The sequence below is a fragment of the Sedimentitalea nanhaiensis DSM 24252 genome, assembly GCF_000473225.1.
GTDB classification, from domain to species: Bacteria; Pseudomonadota; Alphaproteobacteria; order Rhodobacterales; family Rhodobacteraceae; genus Sedimentitalea; species Sedimentitalea nanhaiensis.
In genome coordinates this window covers 2,415,047-2,439,922 of the sequence record NZ_KI421509.1, presented here as the reverse complement: position 1 = coordinate 2,439,922, position 24,876 = coordinate 2,415,047, and the positions used below count along the sequence as shown (strand labels likewise).

At 61.2% G+C, this 24,876-nt stretch carries 19 protein-coding genes; 13 read left to right on the top strand and 6 right to left on the bottom strand.

Annotated features, from left to right (window positions below; genetic code table 11):
• The first annotated feature begins 4 nt into the window (after positions 1-4).
• From NANH_RS0113780 to NANH_RS0113755, 6 genes are read left to right on the top strand one after another with little or no spacing between them, the layout of a single operon-like run.
• Positions 5-922 carry an ABC transporter permease gene (locus tag NANH_RS0113780; protein WP_027262565.1) on the top strand — a complete coding sequence of 306 codons (918 nt, stop codon included), beginning with the start codon at positions 5-7 and terminating at the stop codon, positions 920-922.
• Between the two features lies 1 nt (position 923).
• Positions 924-1,823: an ABC transporter permease gene (locus NANH_RS0113775; protein WP_027262564.1), complete on the top strand. Its 900-nt coding sequence runs from the start codon at positions 924-926 to the stop codon at positions 1,821-1,823.
• Positions 1,824-1,827: 4 nt separating this feature from the next.
• The gene (locus NANH_RS0113770) at positions 1,828-2,829 is read left to right on the top strand and encodes an ABC transporter ATP-binding protein (RefSeq protein ID WP_027262563.1); all 1,002 of its coding nucleotides are present in this window, start codon (positions 1,828-1,830) and stop codon (positions 2,827-2,829) included.
• Positions 2,826-3,827: an ABC transporter ATP-binding protein gene (locus NANH_RS0113765; RefSeq protein ID WP_027262562.1), complete on the top strand. Its 1,002-nt coding sequence runs from the start codon at positions 2,826-2,828 to the stop codon at positions 3,825-3,827. The genes NANH_RS0113770 and NANH_RS0113765 overlap by 4 nt, the downstream gene beginning before the upstream one ends.
• Positions 3,827-5,398, top strand: coding sequence for a gamma-glutamyltransferase (locus tag NANH_RS0113760; protein WP_027262561.1), 1,572 nt, complete (start codon positions 3,827-3,829; stop codon positions 5,396-5,398). Before NANH_RS0113765 ends, NANH_RS0113760 begins: the two co-directional genes overlap by 1 nt.
• Entirely contained in the window at positions 5,395-6,780 is a 1,386-nt protein-coding gene (locus tag NANH_RS0113755) for a M20 family metallopeptidase (RefSeq protein ID WP_027262560.1), read from the top strand. The genes NANH_RS0113760 and NANH_RS0113755 overlap by 4 nt, the downstream gene beginning before the upstream one ends.
• A 131-nt stretch (positions 6,781-6,911) precedes the next feature.
• On the opposite strand, the gene NANH_RS26230 is transcribed toward NANH_RS0113755, so the two are convergent.
• Together NANH_RS26230 and bhcR are read right to left on the bottom strand one after the other, a co-directional pair.
• The gene (locus NANH_RS26230; RefSeq protein WP_051372420.1) at positions 6,912-9,314 is read right to left on the bottom strand and encodes a mechanosensitive ion channel family protein; all 2,403 of its coding nucleotides are present in this window, start codon (positions 9,312-9,314) and stop codon (positions 6,912-6,914) included.
• Positions 9,315-9,471: 157 nt separating this feature from the next.
• Positions 9,472-10,290 carry an HTH-type transcriptional regulator BhcR gene (gene bhcR, locus NANH_RS0113745; RefSeq protein ID WP_027262559.1) on the bottom strand — a complete coding sequence of 273 codons (819 nt, stop codon included), beginning with the start codon at positions 10,288-10,290 and terminating at the stop codon, positions 9,472-9,474.
• A 194-nt stretch (positions 10,291-10,484) separates the two neighbouring features.
• On the opposite strand from bhcR, the gene bhcA reads away from it, so the two are divergent.
• From bhcA to bhcD, 4 genes are all read left to right on the top strand, one after another.
• Complete coding sequence (gene bhcA / locus NANH_RS0113740) at positions 10,485-11,675, top strand: L-aspartate--glyoxylate aminotransferase BhcA (RefSeq protein WP_027262558.1); 1,191 nt, start codon at positions 10,485-10,487, stop codon at positions 11,673-11,675.
• Positions 11,675-12,646: a beta-hydroxyaspartate dehydratase BhcB gene (bhcB, locus tag NANH_RS0113735; protein ID WP_027262557.1), complete on the top strand. Its 972-nt coding sequence runs from the start codon at positions 11,675-11,677 to the stop codon at positions 12,644-12,646. The genes bhcA and bhcB overlap by 1 nt, the downstream gene beginning before the upstream one ends.
• 16 nt (positions 12,647-12,662) lie before the next feature.
• Positions 12,663-13,826 (top strand): 3-hydroxy-D-aspartate aldolase BhcC, encoded by a 1,164-nt coding sequence (gene bhcC, locus NANH_RS0113730; protein ID WP_027262556.1) that lies wholly within the window; start codon positions 12,663-12,665, stop codon positions 13,824-13,826.
• A 67-nt stretch (positions 13,827-13,893) separates the two neighbouring features.
• Entirely contained in the window at positions 13,894-14,859 is a 966-nt protein-coding gene (gene bhcD / locus NANH_RS0113725) for an iminosuccinate reductase BhcD (protein WP_027262555.1), read from the top strand.
• Between the two features lie 212 nt (positions 14,860-15,071).
• Here the strand turns inward: bhcD and NANH_RS29585 are convergent, their stop codons facing one another.
• From NANH_RS29585 to NANH_RS0113710, 3 genes are all read right to left on the bottom strand, one after another.
• Positions 15,072-15,311 carry a PhnD/SsuA/transferrin family substrate-binding protein gene (locus tag NANH_RS29585; protein ID WP_322786810.1) on the bottom strand — a complete coding sequence of 80 codons (240 nt, stop codon included), beginning with the start codon at positions 15,309-15,311 and terminating at the stop codon, positions 15,072-15,074.
• Positions 15,244-15,894, bottom strand: a complete 651-nt coding sequence (gph, locus tag NANH_RS0113715; protein WP_027262554.1) for a phosphoglycolate phosphatase — start codon at positions 15,892-15,894, stop codon at positions 15,244-15,246. Before gph ends, NANH_RS29585 begins: the two co-directional genes overlap by 68 nt.
• A gap of 68 nt (positions 15,895-15,962) precedes the next feature.
• The gene (locus tag NANH_RS0113710; protein WP_027262553.1) at positions 15,963-17,522 is read right to left on the bottom strand and encodes a winged helix-turn-helix domain-containing tetratricopeptide repeat protein; all 1,560 of its coding nucleotides are present in this window, start codon (positions 17,520-17,522) and stop codon (positions 15,963-15,965) included.
• Between the two features lie 139 nt (positions 17,523-17,661).
• Here NANH_RS0113710 and NANH_RS0113705 point away from each other — a divergent pair, with 139 nt between their 5' ends.
• The 3 genes from NANH_RS0113705 (at position 17,662) to NANH_RS28595 (ending at position 19,279) form a co-directional block, all read left to right on the top strand.
• A complete protein-coding gene (locus tag NANH_RS0113705) occupies positions 17,662-17,877 on the top strand; it encodes a tautomerase family protein (protein ID WP_027262552.1) in 216 nt (71 codons plus the stop codon).
• A 125-nt stretch (positions 17,878-18,002) separates the two neighbouring features.
• Positions 18,003-19,082: a cysteine synthase A gene (cysK, locus tag NANH_RS0113700; RefSeq protein ID WP_027262551.1), complete on the top strand. Its 1,080-nt coding sequence runs from the start codon at positions 18,003-18,005 to the stop codon at positions 19,080-19,082.
• Between the two features lie 53 nt (positions 19,083-19,135).
• Positions 19,136-19,279 carry a hypothetical protein gene (locus NANH_RS28595; RefSeq protein ID WP_154665579.1) on the top strand — a complete coding sequence of 48 codons (144 nt, stop codon included), beginning with the start codon at positions 19,136-19,138 and terminating at the stop codon, positions 19,277-19,279.
• A gap of 217 nt (positions 19,280-19,496) precedes the next feature.
• On the opposite strand, the gene NANH_RS0113695 is transcribed toward NANH_RS28595, so the two are convergent.
• Entirely contained in the window at positions 19,497-24,869 is a 5,373-nt protein-coding gene (locus NANH_RS0113695) for a CHAT domain-containing protein (RefSeq protein WP_027262550.1), read from the bottom strand.
• Positions 24,870-24,876 lie beyond the last annotated feature (7 nt).

Genomic DNA, 24,876 nt, shown 5'->3' with positions numbered 1-24,876 from the left:
ACCCGTGCTTCAATTCATTCTGAAACGACTGGGCCTGGCTCTGCTGGTAGCTCTGACCGTGTCGATCATCAGCTTTTCACTGCTGTTTCTGTCGGGCGACCCGGCATCCGCCATCGGTGGCGAGACAGCGACCGACCAGGACATCGAAGCGATCCGGGTTCTGTACGGCTTTGACCGGCCGCTGGTCGTGCAATACTGGGACTGGCTGTCCAGCGCGCTGACCGGCGATCTGGGCGAGAGTTATTACTTCAAGCTTCCGGTCGCCAGCCTGATCGCGGACCGCCTTCAGATTACCATGATCCTCGGTGTTTGTGGGATCTCCTTCGCGCTGCTGACGGCAGTTCCGCTGGGCGTTGCAGCCGCGATACGCCCGAATTCGTTCATCGACCGGCTGGCGCTGTTTCTGTCGGTGGCCGGGCAAGCGATGCCGTCGTTCTGGTTCGGATTGATCCTGATCGTGGTCTTTGCGATCCAGTTGGGATGGCTGCCACCATCAGGTGCGTCCAGCCCGGTGCATTTCATAATGCCAACCATCGTTCTGGGATATTATGCCATGCCCGCGATCATGCGCCTGACCCGCGCCGGGATGCTGGATGTGTTGTCGTCCGACTATATCCGCACAGCACGCGCCAAAGGCGCGTCCGAAGGTCGGGTGCTGTTCAAGCATGCGCTGCGCAATGCAATCATCCCCGTGGTCAGTCTGGCCGCAGTTCAAATGGGCTTTATGCTGGGCGGCTCGATCGTGGTCGAAAGCATTTTTGCGCTGCATGGCGCGGGCTATCTGGCGTGGGAAAGCATTGCCCGCAACGATCTGCCGACGGTGCAGGCGCTGATCCTGGTGTTCTCGCTGTTTTATATCATCTTCACCTTCCTGTCGGACGTGCTGAACGCCTGGCTGGATCCGCGTATGAGGGCGGGCTGACATGGCAGACATGGCAACCGATCCGCTTTTGGCGGATATCACAGGGCCGACACCGGGGCAGATGCTGCGGAAACGGATCTTTGGCCATCAGGGGCTGTTGATCGGCGCGGTGGTGTTGGGAGTGCTGGTATTGGTGGCGATCTTTGCCCCTTGGCTTGCACCGCATGACCCCTATGCCCAAAGCCTGATGGCGCGGATGCAGCCGCCGGTGTTTCTGGGCGGAAGCTGGGAGCACCCCTTGGGTACGGATCACCTGGGCCGGGACTACCTGTCGCGGCTGATTTATGGCGCGCGGGTGTCGCTGTTGATCGGCACTGTCGCGGCGCTGATTTCAGGGGTGATCGGCACGGCCATGGGCGTTGCGGCCGGGTATTTTGGCGGCCGGGTCGATGCGGTCGTGACCTTTCTGATCAACGTGCGCCTTGCGATGCCCGTGGTTCTGGTGGCGCTGGCTGTGGTTGCCATCATGGGCGGGTCGCTGCAGGTGGTGATCGTGGTTCTGGGCCTGCTGCTATGGGACCGGTTTGCCGTGGTGATGCGCTCCAGCACCTTGCAGGTCCGGGGCCGCGAATATGTGGCCGCCGCCCGTGCCGTGGGGTGTTCCACACCGCGCATCCTGATGTCGGAAATCATGCCCAACATCGTCAATAACCTGATCGTGGTGGTGACGCTGGAAATGGCCCACGCCATTCTGTTGGAAGCGGCGTTGTCGTTTCTGGGACTGGGGGTGCAACCGCCAACGCCAAGCTGGGGGCTGATGGTGTCCGAAGGCAAGAACATGATGCTGTTCGAGCCCTGGATGGTGATGATCCCTGGGGTGGTGCTTTTTGTGCTGGTGTTGGCGATCAACCTGATGGGTGACGGTTTGCGGGACGTCACCGCACCCGAAAACAGGAGCTGATCTGATGGGTGATACTCTTTTGACCGTGCGGGGCCTGACCATCAACATCCCGGTTGGCGGCGGAACCCTGCATGCGGTACGTGGCATCGATTTCGACGTGGATCGGGGTGAGACCCTGTGCATTGTCGGCGAAAGCGGGTCGGGCAAGTCACTGACCTCTTTGGCGCTGATGGGTTTGCTGGGCGGGCGCATCGACCGGCGCGCGACCGAGATGCAGTTTGATGGCATCGACCTGACCCGCGCCAATGCACGTACCATGCGCGCCCTGCGCGGAGATCGCATGTCGATGATCTTTCAGGAGCCGATGACGTCGCTGAACCCGGCCTATACCATCGGCGATCAGCTGACCGAGGCGCTGTTGCTGCACCGCGATGTCGGACGCGAAGCCGCCCGCGCCCGTGCCGTCGAGCTGTTGGAAAAGGTCGGGATCACAGCCGCCGCCAGCCGGTTGGGCCAGTATCCGCACCAACTGTCCGGCGGGTTGCGCCAGCGGGTGATGATCGCGATGGCCCTGATGTGCGAACCGGAACTGATCATTGCGGATGAACCCACCACCGCGTTGGACGTCACCATCCAGGCCCAAATTCTGCGGCTGCTGGTCGATCTGGGCCGAGAGATGAACATGGCGATGATCCTGATCACCCATGATCTGGGCGTTGTCGCTCGCGTCGCCGACAAGGTGGCGGTCATGTATGCTGGCGAGCTGGTGGAAACCGGCAGCGCATCCGAAGTGTTCAACGCGCCAATGCATCCCTATACGCGCGGCTTGCTGCGCTGCATTCCGCAGCCGGGCAAGACCGAACGCGGCGCACGTCTGGGCACCATCCCCGGTATCGTGCCCAGCCTTGTGGGCGGGGTGACGGGCTGTCCGTTCCGCACCCGCTGTGATCAGGTAGTGGACGCGTGCCGTCAGGCCATACCCCGTCGCAACCCCGGCAGCGGCAACCATGAATTCCGTTGCGTGCATGAAACCGGTCATCGCATGGCCGAGGAGTCCCCGGCATGAGCGACGTGAACAAGGATGCGCCGGTACTGGAATTGCGGGGCGTGACCAAGACCTATAGCGTCAAGCAGGGGTTGTTCGGCGCACCCAAACCGCTGACTGCCGTCAATGACGTGACCCTGACGCTGGGCCGGGGCGAGGTGCTGGGGCTGGTCGGGGAATCCGGTTGCGGCAAGTCCACGCTGGCCAAGATCCTGCTGGGGCTTGAGGCCCCGACACAGGGCGAGGTTCTGGTCGATGGCGAGCGTATCGATGCGACCGACCGTCGCCGTCTGGCGCGGCGCATCCAACCGATCTTTCAGGATCCGTATTCTTCGCTCAATCCACGCAAGAGCATCGAGGATATCGTGTCCCTGCCGTTGTTGGTGCATAATGTCGGTGACGCCGCCAGCCGGACCAAGGCGGTACGCGAGATTCTGGACATTGTCGGCCTGCCGGCGCGGGTGATGCAGACCTATCCCAGTCAGATGTCCGGCGGCCAACGCCAGCGCGTTGCCATTGCACGGGCACTGATCATGAAGCCCGAGATCGTGATCTGCGACGAGCCGACCAGTGCGCTTGACGTGTCGGTCCAAAGCCAGATCCTGAACCTGTTGGGCGATTTGCGGTCCGAATTCGGGCTGACCTATCTGTTCATCAGTCACGATCTGGCGGTGATCGAGCATCTCGCCACCCGTGTCGCGGTGATGTATCTCGGACGCATCGTAGAAGAAGCCGATGTGGCGGGTCTGTTTGATCAATCACGCCATCCCTATACTCAGGCGCTGCTGAAATCGGTGCTGACGCCCGATCCGGGCATGGGTGTGCCGGATACGGAATTGGGAATGGAATATCCCAACCCGATCGCGCCACCACCGGGGTGCCATTTTCACCCCCGCTGCCCAGCGGCGATGGACCGGTGCAAGATTATCGCTCCGCTTCCCATCCCGACGCCTGATGGCCATGTGGAATGTCATCTTTTTGACGGTGACGGTCCAGAACCCGTGCGGAGCATATCGTGATTTCGAACCTTTCCGACAGCCAGACGATCACCAAGACGGTGATCGAAACCGAGGGCGGCGTTGTGGCCGCCCAGCATTCGCGCGCCGCGCGTATCGGTGCGCAAGTGTTGGCTGCCGGTGGCGATGCAGTCGACGCAGCGGTGGCCGTGTCCTTTGCGATTGGGGTGGTTGAGCCTTGGATGTCCGGCCCTGCGGGGGGTGGTGCCATGATGCTGTGGCGTGCGAATGAAGAGCGGGCCTATGCGTTGAATTACGGCATGCGGTCGCCCAGGGGATTGAATCCTGACAACTATCCGCTATCGGGTGAGGGTATTGCTGGCGATCTTTTCCCGTGGGAGCGGGTGGTCGAGGATCGCAATGTGCAAGGCGCAAGCGCCATCGCGGTGCCTGGACTGGTTGACGGGGTCGGACAGGCCCATGCGCGGTTCGGCAAGGTGCCATGGCGCGATCTGTTGCAACCAGCGGTCGATCTGGCGCGCGAAGGACTGCATGTGGATTGGTATGCGGCGCTGATCATCGCGTCGACCACGCGCGAACTGGCCAAGGATGCCGATGCCGCAGCGCTGTTTCTGGAAGACGGGCGATGGCCCACCATTGCCGGTTGGACCAGCCTTTCGGATAAGCGGCTGGATATGGGCGCGATGGCGGCTTCGTTGGCGGAACTGGCGGACAAGGGCGCGCGCGAATTCTATGACGGTGACATCGGCGCGGCGCTGGCGGCGGATGTCCAGGCCAAAGGCGGGTGCCTGACCCATGACGATCTGCGCGCCTATCATGCCCGGTTTGTCGATCCGCTGAGCTTTGCGCATGGCGCGGGCGGCTTTCACGTCATGCCAGGTCTGACAGCGGGTCCGACCTTTCGCGATGTATTCGCCGGGCTGAAAGATCTGGGTGGTAAGACCCCTGGCGCGCAGGCCTATGCAACCTATGCCGCCGCGTTGAAAACCGCCTATGCCAGGCGTCTGTCGGGCATGGGTGACGATGGCGAAACCCCTGACGCGCCGGGCTGTACCACGCATTTCTCGGTTGTGGATCGCCATGGCAACATGGTGGCCCTTACCCAGACCCTGTTGTCGATTTTTGGCAGCCGGGTGGTATCGCCCCGCACAGGTTTCCTGATGAACAACGGCGTCATGTGGTTTGACCCGGTGCAGGGACGCCCCAATTCGCTGGCTCCGGACAAGACCTGCCTGATGAATGTCTGCCCGGTGATTGGCGAGGCCGGCGACGGCACACGGTTTGCTTTTGGCGCATCCGGCGGGCGCAAGATTGTCTCGGCGGTGGCCCAGTTGTCGTCCTTTGTGACCGATTTCGGCATGGATGTGGGGGCCGCGTTCCACCAGCCCCGCATCGACATGTCCGGCGGGCCGGTCGTTGTGGCCGATGACAGCCTGCCCGACGATGTGATTGCCGCCCTGCGCGCGGATCACAAAGTCACCACCACGCGGCGCACGGTCTTTCCCTATGCCTTTGCCTGCCCGGCGGGGGTGATGCGGCGGGATGGGCGCAACGCCGGATGCACCGAAATCATGTCGCCGTGGGGCGACGCCATTTCCGAGGACCAGACATGAGCCGCGACGCCGCCATTTCCCGCATTTCCGACTATTTCGACGCCGGAACCTTTCAGGCTGAACTGGCCGATCTGGTGGCCCATCCCACCGAAAGCCAGAATTCCGACAGCGCGCCGCACCTGTACCGCTATTTGCGTGAAACGATGCAACCGCGCCTGCAGGCTGCCGGTTTTACGTGCGAGATCTTTGACAACCCGACCCCCAAAGGTGGCCCGCTGCTGGTCGGCGAACGGATCGAAGGCGACGACCTGCCGACGGTTCTGACCTATGGTCATGGCGATGTGATCCGTGCCCAGACCGACCAATGGCGCGACGGGCTGCATCCGTTTCAACTGGTTGAAGAGGGCGAGCGGCTGTATGGCCGTGGCACCGCCGACAACAAAGGGCAGCACCTGATCAACATCGCGGCGCTCGAAGCCGTTCTGGCCGAACGCGGCAATCTGGGCTTTAACGTCAAGATCGTGATCGAAATGAGCGAAGAGACCGGTTCGGCCGGGCTGCCCGAGTTTTTTGCCGCGCAAAAGGATCGTCTGGCAGCCGATGTGCTGATCGCGTCAGACGGGCCGCGCCTGCAGCCAGAGACGCCGACGATGTTCATGGGCAGCCGGGGCGGTGTCAGTTTCGATCTGCACCTCGATCTGCGCGAAGGTGCGCACCATTCCGGCAATTGGGGCGGCCTGCTGGCGGATCCGGCCATGATCCTGGCGCATGCGCTGGCCAGTATTACAGACGTGCGCGGCCAGATCGCGATCCCCGAATGGCGGCCCGACAGCCTGACTGACACGGTGCGCGACGCATTGCGCGACCTGCCTGTCGCGGGCGGTGACGGCCCCAAAGTCGACGCGGATTGGGGCGAGGCAAGCCTGACGCCCGCCGAACGCGCCTATGGGTGGAACAGTTTTGCGGTGCTGGCGATGACCTCGGGTGTGCCGGATGCGCCGGTCAATGCGATTTCGGCCAGCGCCCGCGCGACCTGCCAGCTGCGCTATGTGGTTGGCACGGATCCCGACGATATCCTGCCCGCGCTGCGCCGCCATCTGGATGCGAACGGGTTTCGGATGGTGCGCATCGCTCCGCATGATCGGGGGTTTTTTCGCGCCACCCGCCTGGATCCGAACCATCCCTGGGTGGGTTTTGTGCGCGACAGCCTGACCCAAACGTCGGGCGTCGCCCCGCATGTCTTGCCCAACCTTGCTGGATCGCTGCCCAATGACAGTTTTTCCGACATTCTGGGTCTGCCCACCGTCTGGGTGCCACATTCCTATCGCGGCTGCTCGCAACACGCGCCGGACGAGCACGTGCTGAAACCGATCTGCCGGGATGCATTGCGGCTGATGGCGGGGCTGTTCTGGGATATCGGCACCGGGCCGGTGCCGCGCTGACAATCGGAGGTTGACGGCAGTGCGCCCGCCTAAAGCGTTTCGACTTGAACTGGATCACCTACCCCCACCTGAAATCAAAGATTTCAACGCGATAGGCGATACCCGATGTCTCAAGTTAAAGTCGAAACGCTCTAGGCGATTCGGGTGTCGTCGCCGTCTTCGCCCGATGCCTCGGGTTGGAGCAGGGGCTTGAGTTCCGAGAGCGAGGCGCCGCGCAGGTTCACGTCGCGTTGGGGGAACGGAATTTCGATCCCCGCCTTGTTCAGATCGGTATAGATTCGGAACAAGAGGTCGGATTGCGTGCCCAGCAGGTTGTCGACGTCATCAAGGTAACAGCGCAGCTCAAAGTCCAGCGAACTGTCGCCCAGCCCGCGAAACAGTACCGTCGGCGCGGGGTACTTGAGCAGGGTCGGCTGGTCTGCCGCTGCCTGCTCCAGGATCTCTTTGGTTTTTTCGAGATCGCTGCCATAGGCCACCCCCACCGGAACGATCAGACGCCCATGCCGTGAGGACAAGGTCATGTTCTTGACTGCACCAGCGATCAGGTCCTGGTTTGGCAAGATCACGTCGTGTTTGTCGAAGGTCGAAATCTGGGTCGAACGCACTGCGATTTTTTTGACGATGCCGGAATAGCCAGACACCTCGATCCAATCGCCCTCGGCGATGGGCCGTTCGATCAAAAGGATGATACCCGACACAAAATTGGAAACGATTGTCTGCAGTCCGAACCCGATGCCCAGCGACAGGGCACCGGCCACCACGGCCAGGCTGGACATGCTCAACCCGGCTGCAGAGGCCGCGATCAGCGCCGACAGTGTCAGCCCGGCGTAGCCGATACCCGTGACCAATGCATTGCGCGCCCCGGGATCCAGACGTGTGCGCGGCAGAACGGTTTCGCGTAGCCCGCGTTGGATCCAGCGGGTTGCGATGGCGCCCAGAAAAAATACGACCACCAGCGATACGACAATGCCCAAAGACAGCGTGACGCCGCCCACCTCGACTCCTTCGGTAACCAACCGCCAAGTCTCGGCCACGTCGGCGGTACGCGCGCCCCAGATGATCGCCAAAACCGGCAATATGCCCAGCGACAGCAGAAATCCGACAACAAAGGGCAGAAGTGGCAAGGGATCTTCGGCATCGGCTTCTGCTGCACCGCGTCTGGGTATACTGCGGATACCCACGACGATGATGGCATAGACAAACAGGACAAAGCCGAGGAGGGCGGTGGTCATGACCATCGCATCCGATATATGCCGTGCAAGATTGACATATCCCGCCAGTATCATTGGCACGATCACAATCGCAGTGGCGCGAAGCAGGAAGATCAGGAGATTCACCAGTCCCTTGCTTGTCGCCCCGACTCCATCGCTCTCGCTCTCGCTCTCGCTCTCGCTGGTCTGGGCCATCTCCGCGGCCTGGCGCTGTTTTATTCCGCGCCGCAACAAAGCTGCGAGTTGCCACAACAGAATCGAGACAAGCAGGATGATCGGAACGGCAATGACAGAGATTGTTTCCTGGTTCACGAGGAGTCCGATGGCAAGCGCTTCGGCAAACAATTCGGCCGCCTCGACCAGACCGAGCGCGCGGCACAGGTGCAGGCCGCGTTGGGACATCTGATCGTCCAACTGCACCAGTCGGCGGCTGGGTGCGGTGGGGGCGAACACAGTCTGCCCCAGCCAGTTTGCAATCACGATCACCACCAGAATGTGCAGAACGAACTGTCCTGAATACTCGACGATGCGCGACACAATCCCCAATAATGGCACAATCGAAGCCAGCGCAGCCATACCCAATAGCGGCAATACCAGACCGGCTAGAGAAGACAGGACCGCCCAGAACAGCCGCTTGCCCCGGGCCGTGCGCTCAAAGCTGCGGTCCAGGAACCGGGACTGTACCCAGCGGACTCCGAACACGAGGGCCAGCCCGATCACGGCCAGAATTGTCGCTCCGAACAGGATTTCGCGTTTGCGGGCGCGAAAGTCGTCAGTCTGAAAGCCAGAGGCGATGTCATCGGCCAGCTCGTCGCCCGCCTCGGCCAGTTCGACTGCGGCTTTTGTAAGCGTGCCGGGCATCAGGATGCTGGGAAACCGTTGTAGCATCTGGGTGGTGGTTTTGCGCCGGATCAAACTATCCAATTCGTGAATCAACAGTTCGACCTGATTCAGCTGTTCCTGCGCCTCGCGAATCGGCTGATTGGCTTCAGCCAGTTGGTTTGTCAGTTCCGTCCGACGTATGGCGATGGCATCCGGTTCGGATTCACCTTCGGCTGGTGCCGGCCCCAGAGCCTCGATCTGAGCTTCGATCGTTCGCGCTTCGACACTGCCCGCGGACACAATGTCAGAGGCGGATTCTCGGATTGCATCCAGATCGGAGCGCAGTGCATTCAGCGCATCCACCGAGGCGCGTCCGGCCTCGATGGCGTTTTCTGCACGGGCGATCACGGCGGCGGGCTGATCGATCGGCGCGCTTTCCTGTGCGTTCGCCAACGAGAACGGCAGAAGCAGAAAAGTCAGTATCAGGAGTGTTCTGCGCATTGTTTGCCCTCAGAGTTGGTGCCGAAAGCGGACCTGCCATCCTGCTCGCCTAACGTCAAACCTGCATTGTTCCATTGTGCAAAGTCCAGACTTCTATCCCGACTTGGGTTCTGGCGTTGGGAACACCCGAATTTCCAACTGTGTTTGCCGGCGAGGGTCAGGTGTCCTCGGGGGCGCCCAGCCCGCGCGAAACGGTGTTGGCTGCCTGCTGTACCAAGCGCCCGATTTCCCGGATCCGGTCGGCTGGCATACGGTGAGTCGGTCCGGAAACCGATATACCGGCAATGGCCTCGCCATAAAGATTCAGGATCGGGGCAGCGACACAGCGCATGCCAGCGGTGCGTTCCTCGTCGTCAAAGGCATAGCCCTGCTGGCGGATGGCCGTCAATTCGGCCTGCAATGCCGGTGCCGTGCCGATTGTCTTGTCGGTGAACCGATTCAGCGGGTATGTGCGCAGGAAACGCCCAAGGCTGTCCGCGTCACGTTGGCTGAGCAGGGCTTTGCCGATGCCGGAGGCGTGCATCGGTGACAGGGTGCCTGGCGGAAAGAATGCCCTGATGGTCTCGGTGGTTTCGACCTGACCGATGAACATCACTTCGCCGTCGCGTTCAATTCCCAGGTTCGATGTTTCGCCGGTCGCCTCCATCAGATCCCGCATCACCGGACGGCTGCGGTCGACCACGCCGCTGCGGCGCAAGAACGCCGACCCCAACCGAAATGCCATGGCGCCGATGTGCCATGTCTGTGCTGCAGCGTCGATTTCGACAAACCCCCGGGCCTGCAATGTGGACAGAACACGGTACATTGTCGCCGGAGATTGCTTGAGCCGATCAGAGACTTCGGTCAGCGTCATGCCGTTTTCCAGTGCCAGCGTGTCCAGCACCTCGAGCGCGCGATCCAGCGATTGGATCGTGGTTTGTGTGGGCTTGCTGTCAAATGCCTTGGGGCGGCCCTTGCGCCGGGCAGTGGGTTTCATCGCGCCATCTCCGGTCGGTGCAGTAAGGACTTTCTGGATAGTATTGAAAATGGATTCTGGCCAGTGAAAAAATCAACATCTTGAAACTATTTGATTATTTCAGCCAATCCGTAAATGAAAAAAGATTTCAAAAAAATTTTCAACCGCCCTTGGTTGGGCTACTGTGGGTGCAACCGCCATAGGAGGGCAATCGTATGAGCTTTCAGAATCCCGTCTTTATTCCCGGTCCGACCAACATGCCCGAGGCTGTGCGCCAGGCGTGCTACATGCCAACGATCGACCATCGTTCGCCGGTGTTTGGCAAGATCCTGCATCCCTGCCTTGAGGGGGTTCAGAAGGTTTTGAAATCGGACTCGGCCCGCATCTTCATCTTTCCGTCTACCGGCACCGGCGGTTGGGAAACGGCGTTGACCAATGCGCTCTCGGCAGGCGATGGCGTTCTGGCGGCCCGCAACGGCATGTTCAGCCACCGCTGGATCGACATGTGCCAACGCCACGGGCTGGACGTTACCATCGTCGAGACCCCCTGGGGGCACGGCCTGCCCGCCGACCGCTACGAAGAGATCCTGCGCGCCGATACCGGGCACCGGATCAAGGCGGTGCTGGCCACCCATAACGAGACCGCGACCGGGGTCCGCTCCGACATCGCCGCGGTGCGCCGGGCGCTGGATGCGGCCGGGCACCCGGCCATGCTGTTCGTCGATGGCGTCAGTTCCATCGGGTCGATGGATTTCCGGTTCGATGAATGGGGCGTGGACGTGGCCGTGACCGGCAGTCAGAAAGGGTTCATGCTGCCAGCCGGTCTTGCCATCGTCGGGTTCAGCGACAAGGCCATGGCGGCGGTCGAGACTACCACCCTGCCACGTACCTTCTTTGACATCCGTGACATGGCCAAGGGCTATGCCGCCAACGCATTCCCCTATACCCCCCCCGTCGGGTTGATGAACGGGCTTAAACTGTCGCTGGACATGCTGTTGTCCGAGGGGCTGGAAAATGTCTTTGCCCGCCACCACCGCATTGCCGAAGGTGTGCGCCGGGCTGTTGGCGCCTGGGGGCTCGATCTGTGCGCCGCCTCGCCGGACCTGTATTCCGACTCGGTCAGCGCAATCCGCACCCCCGAGGGGTTCAACGCGACCGATATCGTCACCCGCGCAGCGAATGAATATGGCATGGCTTTTGGCGTCGGGTTGGGCGAGGTCGCGGGCAAAGTGTTCAGAATCGGTCATTTGGGCAGCCTGACAGATGCCATGATGTTGTCCGGGCTTGGCGTTGCCGAAATGGTCATGGTCGACCTCGGACTGGAGGTCAGGCTGGGGTCGGGCGTTGCTGCGGCGCAGGATTATTATCGCCACGGTTCCGGCAAGACGAACAAAGCGGCCGCGTAATGAAGGATGCGAGCGATATGTATATCCCGACCCTTGATGACATGCTGGCCGCGCACGAGCGGATCAAACCGTATGTCCATCGCACACCGGTTCTGACTTCGAGTTTTCTGAACGAACTGACCGGGGCCGACCTGTTTTTCAAGTGCGAGAACTTCCAGAAAGCGGCGGCGTTCAAGGTCCGCGGAGCCTCCAATGCAGTATTTGGCCTGACGGAAGAACAAGCCAAGCACGGCGTTGCGACGCATTCGTCTGGCAATCACGCGCTGTCGCTGTCCTATGCGGCTGGCCAGCGGGGAATCCCGTGCCATGTGGTGATGCCGCACACCGCGCCGCAAGCCAAAAAGGATGCCGTGATCGGATACGGTGGCATGATCACCGAATGCGAACCCTCGACCAGCAGCCGCGAGACCGTGTTCGCCGAAGTCCAGGAAAGGACCGGTGCCGACTTTGTGCATCCCTATAACGATCCGCGCGTGATTGCCGGGCAAGGCACCTGTTCGCGCGAGTTGCTGGAACAGGTGAGGGACCTGGATGCCGTGATTGCGCCTATCGGCGGGGGCGGCATGATTTCCGGTACCTGCCTGACCCTGTCCAATCTGGCACCCGGTGTAAAAATCTATGCCGCCGAGCCGGAACAGGCCGACGATGCTGCGCGCAGCTTCAGGGCCGGGCACATCATCGCCGATGACGCGCCGGTGACGGTGGCGGACGGGCTGAAGGTGCCGCTGAAGGAATTGACATGGCATTTCGTGTCAAACCACGTGACCGACATCCTGACGGCCAGCGAGCAGGAAATTATCGACGCGATGCGGCTGATCTGGGCGCGCATGAAAATCGTGATGGAACCGTCCAGCGCCGTACCGCTGGCGACGATACTCAAGAACCGGGACGTTTTCGCGGGCAAACGCGTGGGCGTGATCGTAACCGGTGGCAATGTCGATCTCGACAAATTGCCGTGGATGAACAGCTGATCTGGGAGAGACAAAAATGAACGCACCGACAAACTTCGACGACCTTGAGGTCGGCTTTGACGTGCCCGCGTTGCCGGGGATGGACGAGGCCGACATCCAGACGCCCTGCCTGGTTCTGGACCTGGATGCGCTGGAGCGCAACATCAAGAAAATGGGCGATTTTGCGGCGGCGCACGGCATGCGCCACCGGGTGCATGGCAAGATGCACAAGTCTGTGGATGTGGCCAAGCTGCAAGAGCGGTTGGGCGGTGCCTGCGGCGTTTGCTGCCAGAAAGTGTCCGAGGCCGAGGTCTTTGCCCGTGGCGGCATCAAGGATGTAATGGTGTCCAATCAGGTCACCGATCTGGCCAAGATCGACCGGCTGGCGCGGATGCCCAAGCTGGGCGCGCGGGTTCTGGTCTGCGTCGATGACCCTGCGAACGTAGCCGACCTGTCAGCGGCGGCGGTCAGACATGGGACCCAAATCGAGGCGCTGGTGGAAATCGACTGTGGCGCGGGTCGTTGCGGTGTCACCACCACGCAGGATGTGGTCAATATCGCCAAGCTGATCGACGTGGCCGAGGGGCTGAAATTTGCCGGGATTCAGGCCTATCAGGGCGCGATGCAGCACATGGAGAGCTATGCGGATCGCAAGGCCAAGTTGGATTTGGCCATTGATCAGGTTGCGGATGCGGTCCAGGGGCTGAAAGCCGTCGGATTGGCTTGCGATATCGTTGGCGGCGGCGGCACCGGGTCGTACTATTTCGAAAGCGACTCGAACGTCTATAACGAGCTTCAGTGCGGGTCTTATGCCTTTATGGACGCCGACTATGGTCGCATTCTGGATAAGGACGGCAACCGTATCGACAAAGGGGAATGGGAGAATGCGCTGTTCATACTGACCACGGTGATGAGTCACGCCAAGCCCGACAAGGCCATCGTCGATGCGGGTCTCAAGGCACAGTCAGTCGACAGCGGATTGCCGACCGTGTTTGGCCGCAATGATGTCGAGTACCTTAAATGCTCGGACGAGCATGGTGTGGTTGCCGACCCCGGAGGGGTGCTGAAGGTCAATGACAAGCTGCGACTGGTGCCAGGCCACTGCGACCCAACTTGCAACGTGCATGACTGGTACGTTGGCGTGCGGGGGGGCAAAGTTGAAACCCTGTGGCCGGTATCGGCGCGCGGCAAGGCTTACTAGGTCACCTCCCTGAACTGGCGGAGAGGGGTTGCCCGCTCCGCCTTTTTTAATGCGAAAGAGATAGTCGATGATCATTGTACCCGAGCGCGAAATTGCCAATCTGATGACCCGAGAGGCGGCTTTCGTTGCCGTCGAACAGGTGTTTGCCGCCATGGCAGCACAAGACGCCTATAACTTTCCGGTGATCCGCGAAGCTATTGGCCACGAGGATGCACTGTATGGATTCAAGGGAGGGTTTGACCGGGCGGGAAAGACCCTGGGCCTGAAGGCGGGTGGCTATTGGCCCAACAACCTGGACAAACACCAGATCATCAATCACCAATCGACGGTATTTCTGTTTGATCCGGATACCGGCAAGGCCAAAGCGATGGTCGGTGGCAATCTGTTGACGGCTTTGCGCACGGCGGCGGCCTCATCTGTGTCGATCAAACATCTGGCACGCAAGGATGCCAGGGTAATCGGCATGATTGGTGCAGGGCATCAGGCGACCTTTCAGTTGCGCGCTGCTCTTGAACAGCGTCAGTTCGAAAAGGTTATCGGCTGGAATTTCCACCCCGAAATGCTGCCGAATCTGGAAAAGGTGGCTGATGAGGCGGGGTTGCCGTTTCAGGCGGTCGACCTCAACGGGCTGCGCGACGCAGACGTGCTGATCTCGATCACATCCTCCTTTGAGGCAATCCTCCAGGCGGATCAGGTCAGCCCCGGCACCCATATTGCCTGTATGGGCACCGATACCAAGGGTAAGCAAGAGGTTGATCCCGCCTTGCTGACCCGCGCCACGGTGTTCAGCGACGAGGTGGCCCAGTCGATCAGCATCGGCGAGGCGCAGCATGCCATTGCGATGGAGTTGATCACCGAGCATGACATTACCCAGATCGGGGCGGTGATCAACGGTACCCATCCAGGGCGCACATCGGATGACCAGATCACCTTGTTCGACGGAACCGGAGTCGGATTGCAGGATTTGGCGGTTGCGGCCAGCGTCGTCGATCTGGCGGTGGCCAATGGCGTCGCGATCGAGGTCGATTTCTAAGATTTTGGCCGGTCCAGAATGAAATCGGACGCACTGCCCGACATTTGAATTGGTCTGCCGATGTCCTGCCTCGCAGAGAGCCCGTATCCGGCGGTCAGTTTGGTGCCACCCGGATAGATCTTGCCCGATGTCGGTCCGGCCAGGCGGTTGATGCAACGGATCAGTATTGATGTGCCTGTGCCCGACGGCCTGTCCGGGCCATGATCCAGCCTTCAGGTCCCCAATACCGACTTGTCATGCTTGCCAGAGAAACCCGGTTCGAAATCGGTTTCCGGAACCATGCTGTCGTCTGTTTTCAAGACCGTCGGCGGTGCTTCGAAGCCGGAATTTGACCTGGGCGCGGTAAAGGTCAGAGTGCATGAATTTACGTCGGCGGCGCGACGATCAAGATGAACAGAATTCCGACCAATGGTCAAATACCTGCGCGGTTCTAAGATCGGGGACCGCAGCATTCAGATAACCGCCAGAGAACAGTCGGAAATCGACCCCGGCGTTAAGCGCTGTGGCATGGTCCACAGTGCTGTCACCGACGTACAGGATTTTTTTGCCCTGCATTTCAAGCTGTGCGATAGTATTCATCAGGGGAGTCGGATCGGGTTTTTTTGGCTGCCCGTCTTCGGCCCCGACGATGGCGTCGAAATACCGTGTCAAATCCAGCCCATCACAAACTGCGTCGGCCGCACCGCTTGGCTTGTTGGTGCAGATCCCCATCGCGATATCGGACTCGTGCAGCCGGGTCAGGCATGCGACAACACCCGGATAGGGTCGCGTCAGCGTGGTTATGTTGGCGTTATAACTGTCCATGAAAATGGCCAGAGCCGTGACCTGAATGTCAGGCGAGCAGGGGCCGGTGGCCTGCAGGCAGCGCTCAATCAGTTTTCCCACGCCATTGCCGACAAATGACGTGACCGTTTCCAGATCAAGCGACGCACGCCCAAGCGCGGTCAGCGCGACGTTGGCGGCGGCGTGCAGGTCGGGTGCGCTGTGCACCAACGTGCCGTCCAGATCGAAAATGATGGCACCATATCTGCGCATGCGAAAGTTCTAGCCCGTCGCGATGTATTGCGAAACCGCATTTTGTTCGAACGATCGAATTCAATCCGTCAGCTTTCGGGAAACCCAAGTTCGGCGAGGGCGTGGTGCAACGGCGTGCGCACGACGATGCTCTCGAACGGAAAGGCGGTAAAGAAAGTACGGATCGAGGCGTCGGGGCGGCGGTCTTGCACCGTTTGCGCCCAGTGTTGTGCCCGGCTGCCGTTGCCGCGCATCTGGTGCATCGCCGCAGCAATAGCGCCGATCAGGAAATGCGCCCCCGGTGCGTGTGCGCCCCTGTCAGCCCAGATTGCAGCGGCATCCAGATCCCCCTGCAGCATATGCGCCAACGCCCGCGTCGCGAGCATGGCATAAAGAAACGGATCCAGCGGGCTGAGCGAAATGGCGCGGTCGACCTGGTCCAGCGCGGATGCTCCGCGCCCGGCCATAACATCCGCCCACCCATGTGCATAAAAGCCCTGGGCAAAATTCGGACTGAGGCTTATGGCGCGGTCGATCCAGGGCAACCCGGCTTCGGGATCGCCCTGCAGCCAATGCGCCCGGCCTAACGTAAAGTTTCCAAATGGGTCCAGCGGGTCCAGTTCCAGACAGGATTCGGCAAAGCGGCGTGCATTCTCAACCTCCCGAGCGCGGTCCGGCGCGTATTTCAGAAACGCACTTTGAAAGCTGGTGAACGAGCGCGCCGCATAGGCCCGCGCAAAATTCGGATCCAGCCGGGAAGCGTGTTCAAAGTGAAGGGCGGCCTGAAGATTGTCGGCCCGGTTAAACCGGTACATATGCTGCAGTCCCAGATGATAGATGTCCCACGCATCCAGGGTCTCGGGCGGTTGCAGCCGGGCGCGCCGGGCCTCGTTCAGCGGGATGTGCAGTTCCAGCGCAGAGATCACCTGATCGCTGATGCCGGTGCGGATCTGGTGAATGTCGCCGATACCGCCCGAAAAGCGATCGCTCCAGATCACGGCGTGGCTGCGGGTGTCAGCAAGCTCGACGGTGACGGCAAGGCGGGTTTCCATGACCTCGACGAGGCCGGACAGGCAATAGCCGGCCCCCAGCGAGGTTCGGATCACCTGCATGTCCGGGTCCGGGCCGCGAAACCGAAAGGTCGAGCCGCGCGCCACCACCTTGAGCCAGCGCAACCGCGACAGGCCCGAGATCAGTTCGGCGGGGATCGCGTCCGCAATTGCCCCGTGGGACGTGGCTTGACCCAACAACCCAAAGGGCAGGATTGCAATCGAAGGACGTGGCGAATGAGCAACCCTGTCGTCCGGGCCATCGTGCAGCGGATTGGCGGTGGCACCAATAATGGGGCGGGCCGCCCCGGCAAAGCGGAATCCGCGGCCGCGCACAGTGCGAATGTACTTTTGTACCGCACCGTCGTCCTTCAGTGCCCGGCGGGTGGTTTTGACCACCGTTGAAATGGCAGCGTCCGAGATGATGCGCCCGTCCCAGACCTTTTCGACGATCTCGTCGCGCGACAGCACCCGGTCCTGATTGCGGACGAGCAGCGACAACAGATCATAGGCGCGGGGTTCCAGTGCGATCTCGGTGTCGCCGCGATACAGCGCCGCGTGGTCCAGCCTTAGTATGAAATCGTCAAACTGGTAATCCATGGCCTGACCTTAGGCAATCCACCGGCAATCCCCAAGAAAAACCCATGCCGTCCCCAAGCTTGGGTGCCCGGCGTGCGATATCGTTTCGGCAGGTCTCCGTGTTGATTGGGATCTTGCGATAATCAGGAAAGGATATTTCATGCCATTGGTAGACGTTCAATTGATCGAGGGCGTATTCACCGCCGAACAGAAACAACAAATGATTCAGAAGATCACCGACACAATGGTGGACATCGAAGGCGAGGCGATGCGCCCGGTTACATGGGTTCGGGTGCAGGAATTCGCCTCGGGCAATTGGGGTATTGGCGGGCAGGGAATGACCACCGCTGACGTTAAGGCTCTGGCCGCTAAATAATCGGATAGATTTCGAGGCCGTGCCGCACCGCCGCCCAATTTTCTGGGGCGGCGGTGCGGAATCTGTTATGACCCTTGCACCACCGGCGACATATTGATTTTCATATATTTCGAAAGGACACGGGTATGGGTCAGGACGGCATCAGAACCACACAGGGGCGTGGCCGCCTGTTTGACAGCGTATTGGACACGATCGGCGACACGCCGGTGATCCGGGTCAACAATCTGGGTCCCAAAGACGTAACGATCTATGTCAAAGCCGAATTCTTGAACCCTGCCAGTTCGGTCAAGGATCGGCTTGCGGTTAATATCATCGAGGCCGCCGAGCGGGCGGGTATTCTGAAGCCGGGCCAGACCGTGGTCGAGGCGACCAGCGGCAACACCGGAATCGGGCTGGCAATGGTCTGCGCGCAAAAGGGCTATCCGTTGGTTGTCACCATGGCCGACAGCTTTTCGGTCGAGCGTCGTCGCCTGATGCGGATGCTGGGGGCCAAGGTGATCCTGACCCCGCGCGCCGAAAAGGGGTTTGGCATGTACCGCAAGGCAGTAGAATTGGCCGAGGCGCATGGCTGGTTCTTGGCCAGCCAGTTTGAAACCCAGGCCAATGCAGATATCCACGCCTCGACCACTGCGCGCGAGATTCTGGCCGATTTTGACGGGCAGCGGTTGGATTACCTGGTCTCGGGCTATGGAACCGGCGGCACAGTGACCGGAATTGGGCGGGTGCTCCGCAAGGAACGTCCCGAAACCAGGATCATCCTGACGGAACCTGCCAATGCCCAGCTGCTGGGCAGCGGTCAGGCCCAGGAGCGCGGCGCGGGCAATGCCCCTGCGGCCAGCCACCCGGCGTTTGAGCCGCACCCGATACAGGGCTGGACCCCGGATTTCATTCCGGCGGTGCTGCAAGAGGCCATCGACGAGGCGTATTATGACCAGCTGATCCCGATTGCTGGGCAGGACGGTATCGACTGGTCACGGCAACTGGCCCGCAAAGAAGGGATCTTCACCGGCATTTCGGGCGGTGCCACCTTTGCCGTGGCGATCAAGATTGCCCAACAGGCCGATCCGGGTTCGGTTGTGCTGTGCATGTTGCCCGATACCGGCGAGCGGTACCTGTCCACGCCGCTGTTTGATGGCATTGCCGAAGACATGGATGACGAAGAGCAATCGATTTCACACTCCACCCCCGGCTATCGGATGGGCTGAACCGACCATATCGAATTTCGCCGGCGATTGGTGAAGACACGATACGATCTGCCATGAAGTCCGATCTTCAGGCGGTTCGACGGCTGTCGGCGGTTCTGTACCTGGATGTCGTCAGCTATGCGGCGTTGCAAGGTTACACTCAGTGCTACGGCGCAAGAACATGCGGTGGTCGGGTTGATGCGATGTCTCGGGTCTAACTCGCCGATGGCGCGCATCTGCGGGCCGAGAAACATGATGGCGTCAAAAGCGACATGTGCAATTTGCAGGAGGCCATCGTCCGATAGGCGACTGGCGTGATGCAGCCGTCGATCCAGAAGGCCGAGTTTAAGCGCGCCTTCGGTCCTTTCGACGCCTGGTGCGTTTCGCCAATATAATTGACGCAACACGCCATAGGCTGGGGGATCGGACTTCGCCCTACTGCTGGGTCAGATCGCATACATGACGCTCGACCTTGTCCAACCATTCGGACCGTCTGCGGTCGGCTCCCCCGGTCATCAGTTTGACAAAAGCAATTTGGTCGCGCAGCGCCTGGGCCTGGCGGAATGCGCCGCCGCGCCGCCAGGCCCCGTCTATCTGTTGGCGGATCCCATCCAGCTGCTCTTCGGTCGCGTAGAGCGGGTCATGCAAGGCGCGAAGAATGTCGATCTGGGGGGGGACGACTGCGGTCCAGAAACCGGGTGCGGCCCGGTTTTGGTTGTTGCCTTCGGTCGCCAGCCGGTCCAGCCAGACAGCCACAGTCGCGGCATCGATGTCGCCTGCGCCGCTGACGATGCTACCGGTCAGCCAGTTCAGCGCCGCATACAGCTCGATACGGTCCGGATGCGTTTCAAAGGCGATCTTCATGGCCGAGCCATAACATCTGGCCATATCCGTGAGGGCCGATTTGCGCCCGGCCCCGGTTTGCACCAAGGCGAGCCGCTTCAGCGCCGATCCCTTGAGGCATTCACGTTTGGGGGTGAGGGTTCCATTGGCAAGATCGTCCAGCTTGGTATAGCAGCTCAGTGCCGCCTCGACGGCATCGCGCAGGCGCCCGGCGGCGGCCTTGCGCGCGCCGCCATCCTTGCTGGACTGCCAGATGCCAACGGCCTGCCGGACTCTCAGGTCCTGCAGTTTCTGGATGATGTACAGCGATCCTGCCGAGTCCGGCTGTGCCAGAGACCGTTCCAGATGTGGAATCGCCAGATCGAACGCGTCGATGCGCGCATAGGCCAATCCCATCGAGGCACACCATTCGCTGTCGGTTTTCCAGCCGTCCTTGGCGCTGGATTCGATACCGATCAGCTTGGCCAGCAGCGCGTCGCCGCTGGCACGTCCGGAGGCCGCGCTTTCGGCGATGTTCTGCGCCGCCTTGGAGGCGTGGCGTACCGAGTAATAGCGCAGCGCGCGGGGCCGCCCGCTGGCGCGACCCGATGTTTCGCGGAAGCGATAGTCCGGGTCGCCATAGCATTGATAGGCCCCCCATGTATTGGTCTTGAAATGGGTCTGGAACACCTGCCGCCGCGCGATGTGGACCGCCCGGCCAAAGCTGTCTCCGGCCAACATGGAACTATAGAAATTGCGGGCAAACAGGTTGGCTGCGGTGTCGTCCACCTCCCATCCGGCAGCGACCACGGCCCGGGCCCCGCGCTTGATGAAGGCGACCGACAGGCTCGCCGCGATCTCGTTCACCGCGGTGCCCACATGGCCGAGGTGACAGCAGTTCAGAAACACCATTTCGGGCACATAGCGCATCTGTTCGATCTCGGGAACGCTCAGATACAGGTCTTCGCCCAGAACCATGCCGGTGCGCTTGTGATCGTCTGAGGCATAGACGCCATGCCCGGCCAGGTGGATCAGCTGTGCGGGGCGCAGCATCATCTCTTTGATTACGTCAAAGCCGTTTTCCGGGCGATTCTGGTGATGGGTATTCCACCCGGCCTTGGCAAGCAACTCGGCAACTTCGGCGGCTTCGGCCTGCGCCCCGGGCAGGGCGGCCAGGTTGCTGACCGGATCACCAACCACCAGGGCCACCTTTGTCGTCGCGCGCGGTATTTTCGGACCCGGCTGGATCAGCTTGCGGATCACCGGCGCGCGGGCCACCAGGGGTTCCAGATCGGTGTCTCCTTGATCGGCTCCGCTGCGCTTTGCACCTGCAAAGTCATAGGCCCGGACATCATCCTCCATCAGCTCCCAGGGATAGGAGGCCGTGTGTTCGTCCAGCTCCAGCAGGATGTTCTGGTTGTCCCGCGCAAAGGTCTTGAGCCCCTGCGGCACCAACAGTTCGAACAACAACCTGCCCACGTCGCGGCTGGTGGCGGTGCCGTCCTTGCGCTGTGTCAGCAGGTGTTGCAGCGCCTTTGGCTGTACCACCGACACCTGGAATTCGGACCGTGCGCTTTCGGTCACCGCGACGTAGTCCAGCTGCTCTGCGTTGGCTGCGTTCTGGGTTACACTGATCCGTTGCCACCAGTCTGTCTGCTTGCCGTATCGGGTGCGCACGCGGGCGTCCTGCATGCGGCGGATTTCGCCGTCGAACTGGAACGCCTTGCTCATGCGCCCCAACGCGCGCACGTTGTCCAGCGCGCTGGCGGCCTGGTACGCGGTGTCGTCGTACAGTTCGACAAATTGCAGGTGCGCGATAGGGGTGGTGTCGAGGATCTGGTTGGCCTCGGCCACCGCCTGCAGGATCGCCTCGACGCTTTGCTGCACGGTCATGTTGGTGCCCTGATGCCCGATCAACAGCGTCGACAGACCAAGGGATGTCTCAGCGTCGCCCGAACCGGCACCCGTCTTGTGCCGTTCCTGCCAGGCCAGACCGTACCGCAGGACCGCCTTATGAAAGGTGTCTTTCAAATCGCCCGGCGTCAGCGACCCGAATTGCCCCAGCCCGATGATAATCGCGCCTTGCGGCGAGCGGTCGTTGCGCAGGATCACCTCGCAGGTTTCCAGTTTGCCGGGATACAGACCCAGATCGCGCACGCGGGACAGGTCGTGATCCAGACATTGATCCAGCGCCGCTTCGGCCCCCATCATCGGATCGTCGGCGTAATGGCCAACCGCGACCGGATAGGAGGCGAACCGCAGGTTTCCGTGCAGTACCGATACCCTGGTGCGCGGGGTGGAAACCGGCGTGGCGGGCGCGTCGGTCTTGCTGGCGCCCATTAAGGACTCCAGGATGTCCTGCTGGTCGGGGTATAATTCGATCGGCCTGTCCACAACGGGGGTTTCGGCGGCGACCGCCGCGCGCGACAGGCGGGGAGGCTGCTGGCTGAGCTGCGTTGTGGTGCCGGTTTCCAACAGATCCAGATAGGCCGGAAAGGCGTCTTTTGCGCGGGGCATATCGCCGTGGATCGCATTCACGTACCACGTCGGAACGTCCTTGGGGATACCGCTTTTCCAAGTCACGGTACCATCGCCTTGTGGGGTGGCAAAGAACTGAATCCGGTTGGCACCGTTGGCGGTCGGGTCCAGCCGCACGGATGAAATCGTGTTGTCGGTTCCGACGCCGGCAACATAGCAGGTCAGGTCCGGGTCCAACCGGTGTGCGGCCAGTACCCGCTGTCCGTCGCGTGCGATTTGCAAGGCGGAGCGCGGGGGTTTGACCCAGTTCTCGCCATGCAGCGCGTGGAGTTCATCCCAGAATTGATCGCTGACGAACCGCCCGTTCTCGTCGTTGGGAAGCAATTGCAGACCGCCATACAGGCCCGATACGATGCCCATCAGTTCCTTCAGGTCATGTCTGGTATCCGCGATTTCCAGCTTGCGCACCGCCTCGGCCCGGCCCAGCAATGTGTGCATCATCGAAAACGCACCGCAGTTCGGCGTTCCAAGCATGACAAAGCGGCTTCCGTTGCGCAGCTTGACCCGGTTCCACAGGTCGGGCCGGGCATGAAACATCGCCCGCACCACCAGTCCGCCCATGGAGTGGGCAAGGAACCGGATTGGCCGGTCGCTGCGCTCCAATTCCGCCTCGACCAGCGCGCTCAGCTTGGCCCCCGGCGAGGCGTGTCCTTGGTCCAGGATCGACAGGCGCCAGTCATAGTCAAATGGAATGACCCGATGGGTGCGGGTCATAAACCGGCACAGATCCCAATAGTAGCTGCCGATGGGCTTGGTCGAATTTACATCGTCCCGCTCGATCCGGATGCGGTCCATGCCGCCGAACATGATCTGTAGCGGGTTGGTCCAAATCCAGGTGTTGTCCTGATGCAGGTGGCTGCCCAAGATACCTGGCAGAATGAAGCACACCGGATCGTTGGAACCGCCGCGCGACACCAGATCGGGGAAATCGTCGGGCTCGGTTGCGTCGAGCGCCGGCATCCCGCGCGAGGTCGGCAGGGTCAACAGGTTGGCATGTTCCTCAATGGCCGCGGCGACGATTTCGCGTTGGGTGGCCGGATTGTAGAAATAACTGAAATGCGAAACCTCGGATCCCTTGGCCAGAAAGGGCTTGGTGGGCCTGCTGCGCAGCCCACCGCGGATCATCGAGGCTGTATCGACGACAAAATCGTGATCCGCGCGATAAAACAGATCGGCCGCCAGAACCCCCAAACGGTGCAGAATGCCGCCGCCTTCGGTATCGCCGCCGATCACCCGCAACCCGTTTTCATAGATTACGTCCGGCCGGTTCAACATTCGTGTCAGCGGGCTGGCTGGCATCATCGCCTCGAGGCCGGGCAGGGTCTGGGGATCGGCCTTGGTGCGGATACAGGCCATCAGGAAGGATTTTAGCAGATCCGCCGCGCCGGTACGCCGCAGGATCGGGATCAGTTCGAATACGTTCAGCGCGACCGACAGGTAGCGATCCAGTCGTTCAGACGCCAGCGTCGTGCCGGCCAGCGGTCCGGCGACACGCACCACCCGGTCGACCCGGGGGGTCTTTTCGGCCAGGGCATCGCGCAATGTCTTCAACTCGTTGATCTGCGCCGTACGCCCCTTGACCTTGTTGAAAATCTGCAAATCGATGTCGTCGATGGCACCCTGTTTGGTGACATCCCGACGTGCGGCCCGGCATACCAGTTCGGCAATCATGCCGCCACGCGAATGGGACATCAGGCTGACATGGGCCCCCTTTGGCAGGGCATTGACCAGGTCGGCGGCGTTCTTCACCGGGCTTTCCGTGACCGAACGATGTTCGAGCGCATATATCCCACCGGGATAGGCCGCCTCAAGCGGCCCCCAGACGTCGCGCGACGGGGCAATGGCAAGCTCTCCAAAGCTGCCGTCGGTGCTGGAAAACGTGCCGTGCACAAGCACCAGAATGCGGTCGTCCGCCGGGATGTCCTGGGGTTTGGCTGCGGTCAGATCAAAGGTTCCGACGCCATCCTTGACCTTGCGTGTACACCGGTAAAAGCCGGGATTGATCGTGTCTTCGATCTTGCGGGCAAGACTGAGCGCGGCGTTTTTTCCCAGCTTGCCAACCGGGTCGCCGCGCATGATGCGTATCGCGTGCACCAGATGGCTGCCCAATCCGCGGCTTTGCGAACCGGCGCCGCCAAAGGTCAGTTGCCGGGGCAGCAACAGGGCCTGATCCGCACCGGATCTGCTGATCCCATGCTGAAAATCGGTCTCGGTGCTTTCGACCGATTGCCAGATTTTCAGCCCGTCTTCCAATTCGATCTCGACGATGTCAGTCGGCCGGGCATTTTCGACGGCAAACACGCCGGGCTGATCATCCGCACCGCGTCCGCGCGGCACCTGTCCGGCACCAATGACCTTGCCGGTCATCACCCCGGACAGTTGTGGCGGCCAGAATACCTCATCTTCGATTTGCACAACGGGATGACCCGGCAGAAAAATCTTTGCCATATGTTCT

Excerpts from the sequence above, each read along its gene's own strand:
- NANH_RS0113765 (WP_027262562.1), top strand. The coding sequence starts at position 2,826 with ATGAGCGACGTGAACAAGGATGCGCCGGTACTGGAATTGCGGGGCGTG.
- gph (WP_027262554.1), bottom strand. The coding sequence starts at position 15,894 with ATGCGCAGATATGGTGCCATCATTTTCGATCTGGACGGCACGTTGGTG.
- cysK (WP_027262551.1), top strand. The coding sequence starts at position 18,003 with ATGGGTCAGGACGGCATCAGAACCACACAGGGGCGTGGCCGCCTGTTT.
- NANH_RS29585 (WP_322786810.1), bottom strand. The coding sequence starts at position 15,311 with ATGCTGCGGTCCCCGATCTTAGAACCGCGCAGGTATTTGACCATTGGT.
- NANH_RS0113755 (WP_027262560.1), top strand. The coding sequence starts at position 5,395 with ATGAGCCGCGACGCCGCCATTTCCCGCATTTCCGACTATTTCGACGCC.
- bhcD (WP_027262555.1), top strand. The coding sequence starts at position 13,894 with ATGATCATTGTACCCGAGCGCGAAATTGCCAATCTGATGACCCGAGAG.
- NANH_RS26230 (WP_051372420.1), bottom strand. The coding sequence starts at position 9,314 with ATGCGCAGAACACTCCTGATACTGACTTTTCTGCTTCTGCCGTTCTCG.
- bhcA (WP_027262558.1), top strand. The coding sequence starts at position 10,485 with ATGAGCTTTCAGAATCCCGTCTTTATTCCCGGTCCGACCAACATGCCC.
- NANH_RS28595 (WP_154665579.1), top strand. The coding sequence starts at position 19,136 with ATGAAGTCCGATCTTCAGGCGGTTCGACGGCTGTCGGCGGTTCTGTAC.
- bhcR (WP_027262559.1), bottom strand. The coding sequence starts at position 10,290 with ATGAAACCCACTGCCCGGCGCAAGGGCCGCCCCAAGGCATTTGACAGC.
- bhcB (WP_027262557.1), top strand. The coding sequence starts at position 11,675 with ATGAAGGATGCGAGCGATATGTATATCCCGACCCTTGATGACATGCTG.
- NANH_RS0113770 (WP_027262563.1), top strand. The coding sequence starts at position 1,828 with ATGGGTGATACTCTTTTGACCGTGCGGGGCCTGACCATCAACATCCCG.
- NANH_RS0113775 (WP_027262564.1), top strand. The coding sequence starts at position 924 with ATGGCAGACATGGCAACCGATCCGCTTTTGGCGGATATCACAGGGCCG.
- bhcC (WP_027262556.1), top strand. The coding sequence starts at position 12,663 with ATGAACGCACCGACAAACTTCGACGACCTTGAGGTCGGCTTTGACGTG.
- NANH_RS0113710 (WP_027262553.1), bottom strand. The coding sequence starts at position 17,522 with ATGGATTACCAGTTTGACGATTTCATACTAAGGCTGGACCACGCGGCG.
- NANH_RS0113705 (WP_027262552.1), top strand. The coding sequence starts at position 17,662 with ATGCCATTGGTAGACGTTCAATTGATCGAGGGCGTATTCACCGCCGAA.
- NANH_RS0113695 (WP_027262550.1), bottom strand. The coding sequence starts at position 24,869 with ATGGCAAAGATTTTTCTGCCGGGTCATCCCGTTGTGCAAATCGAAGAT.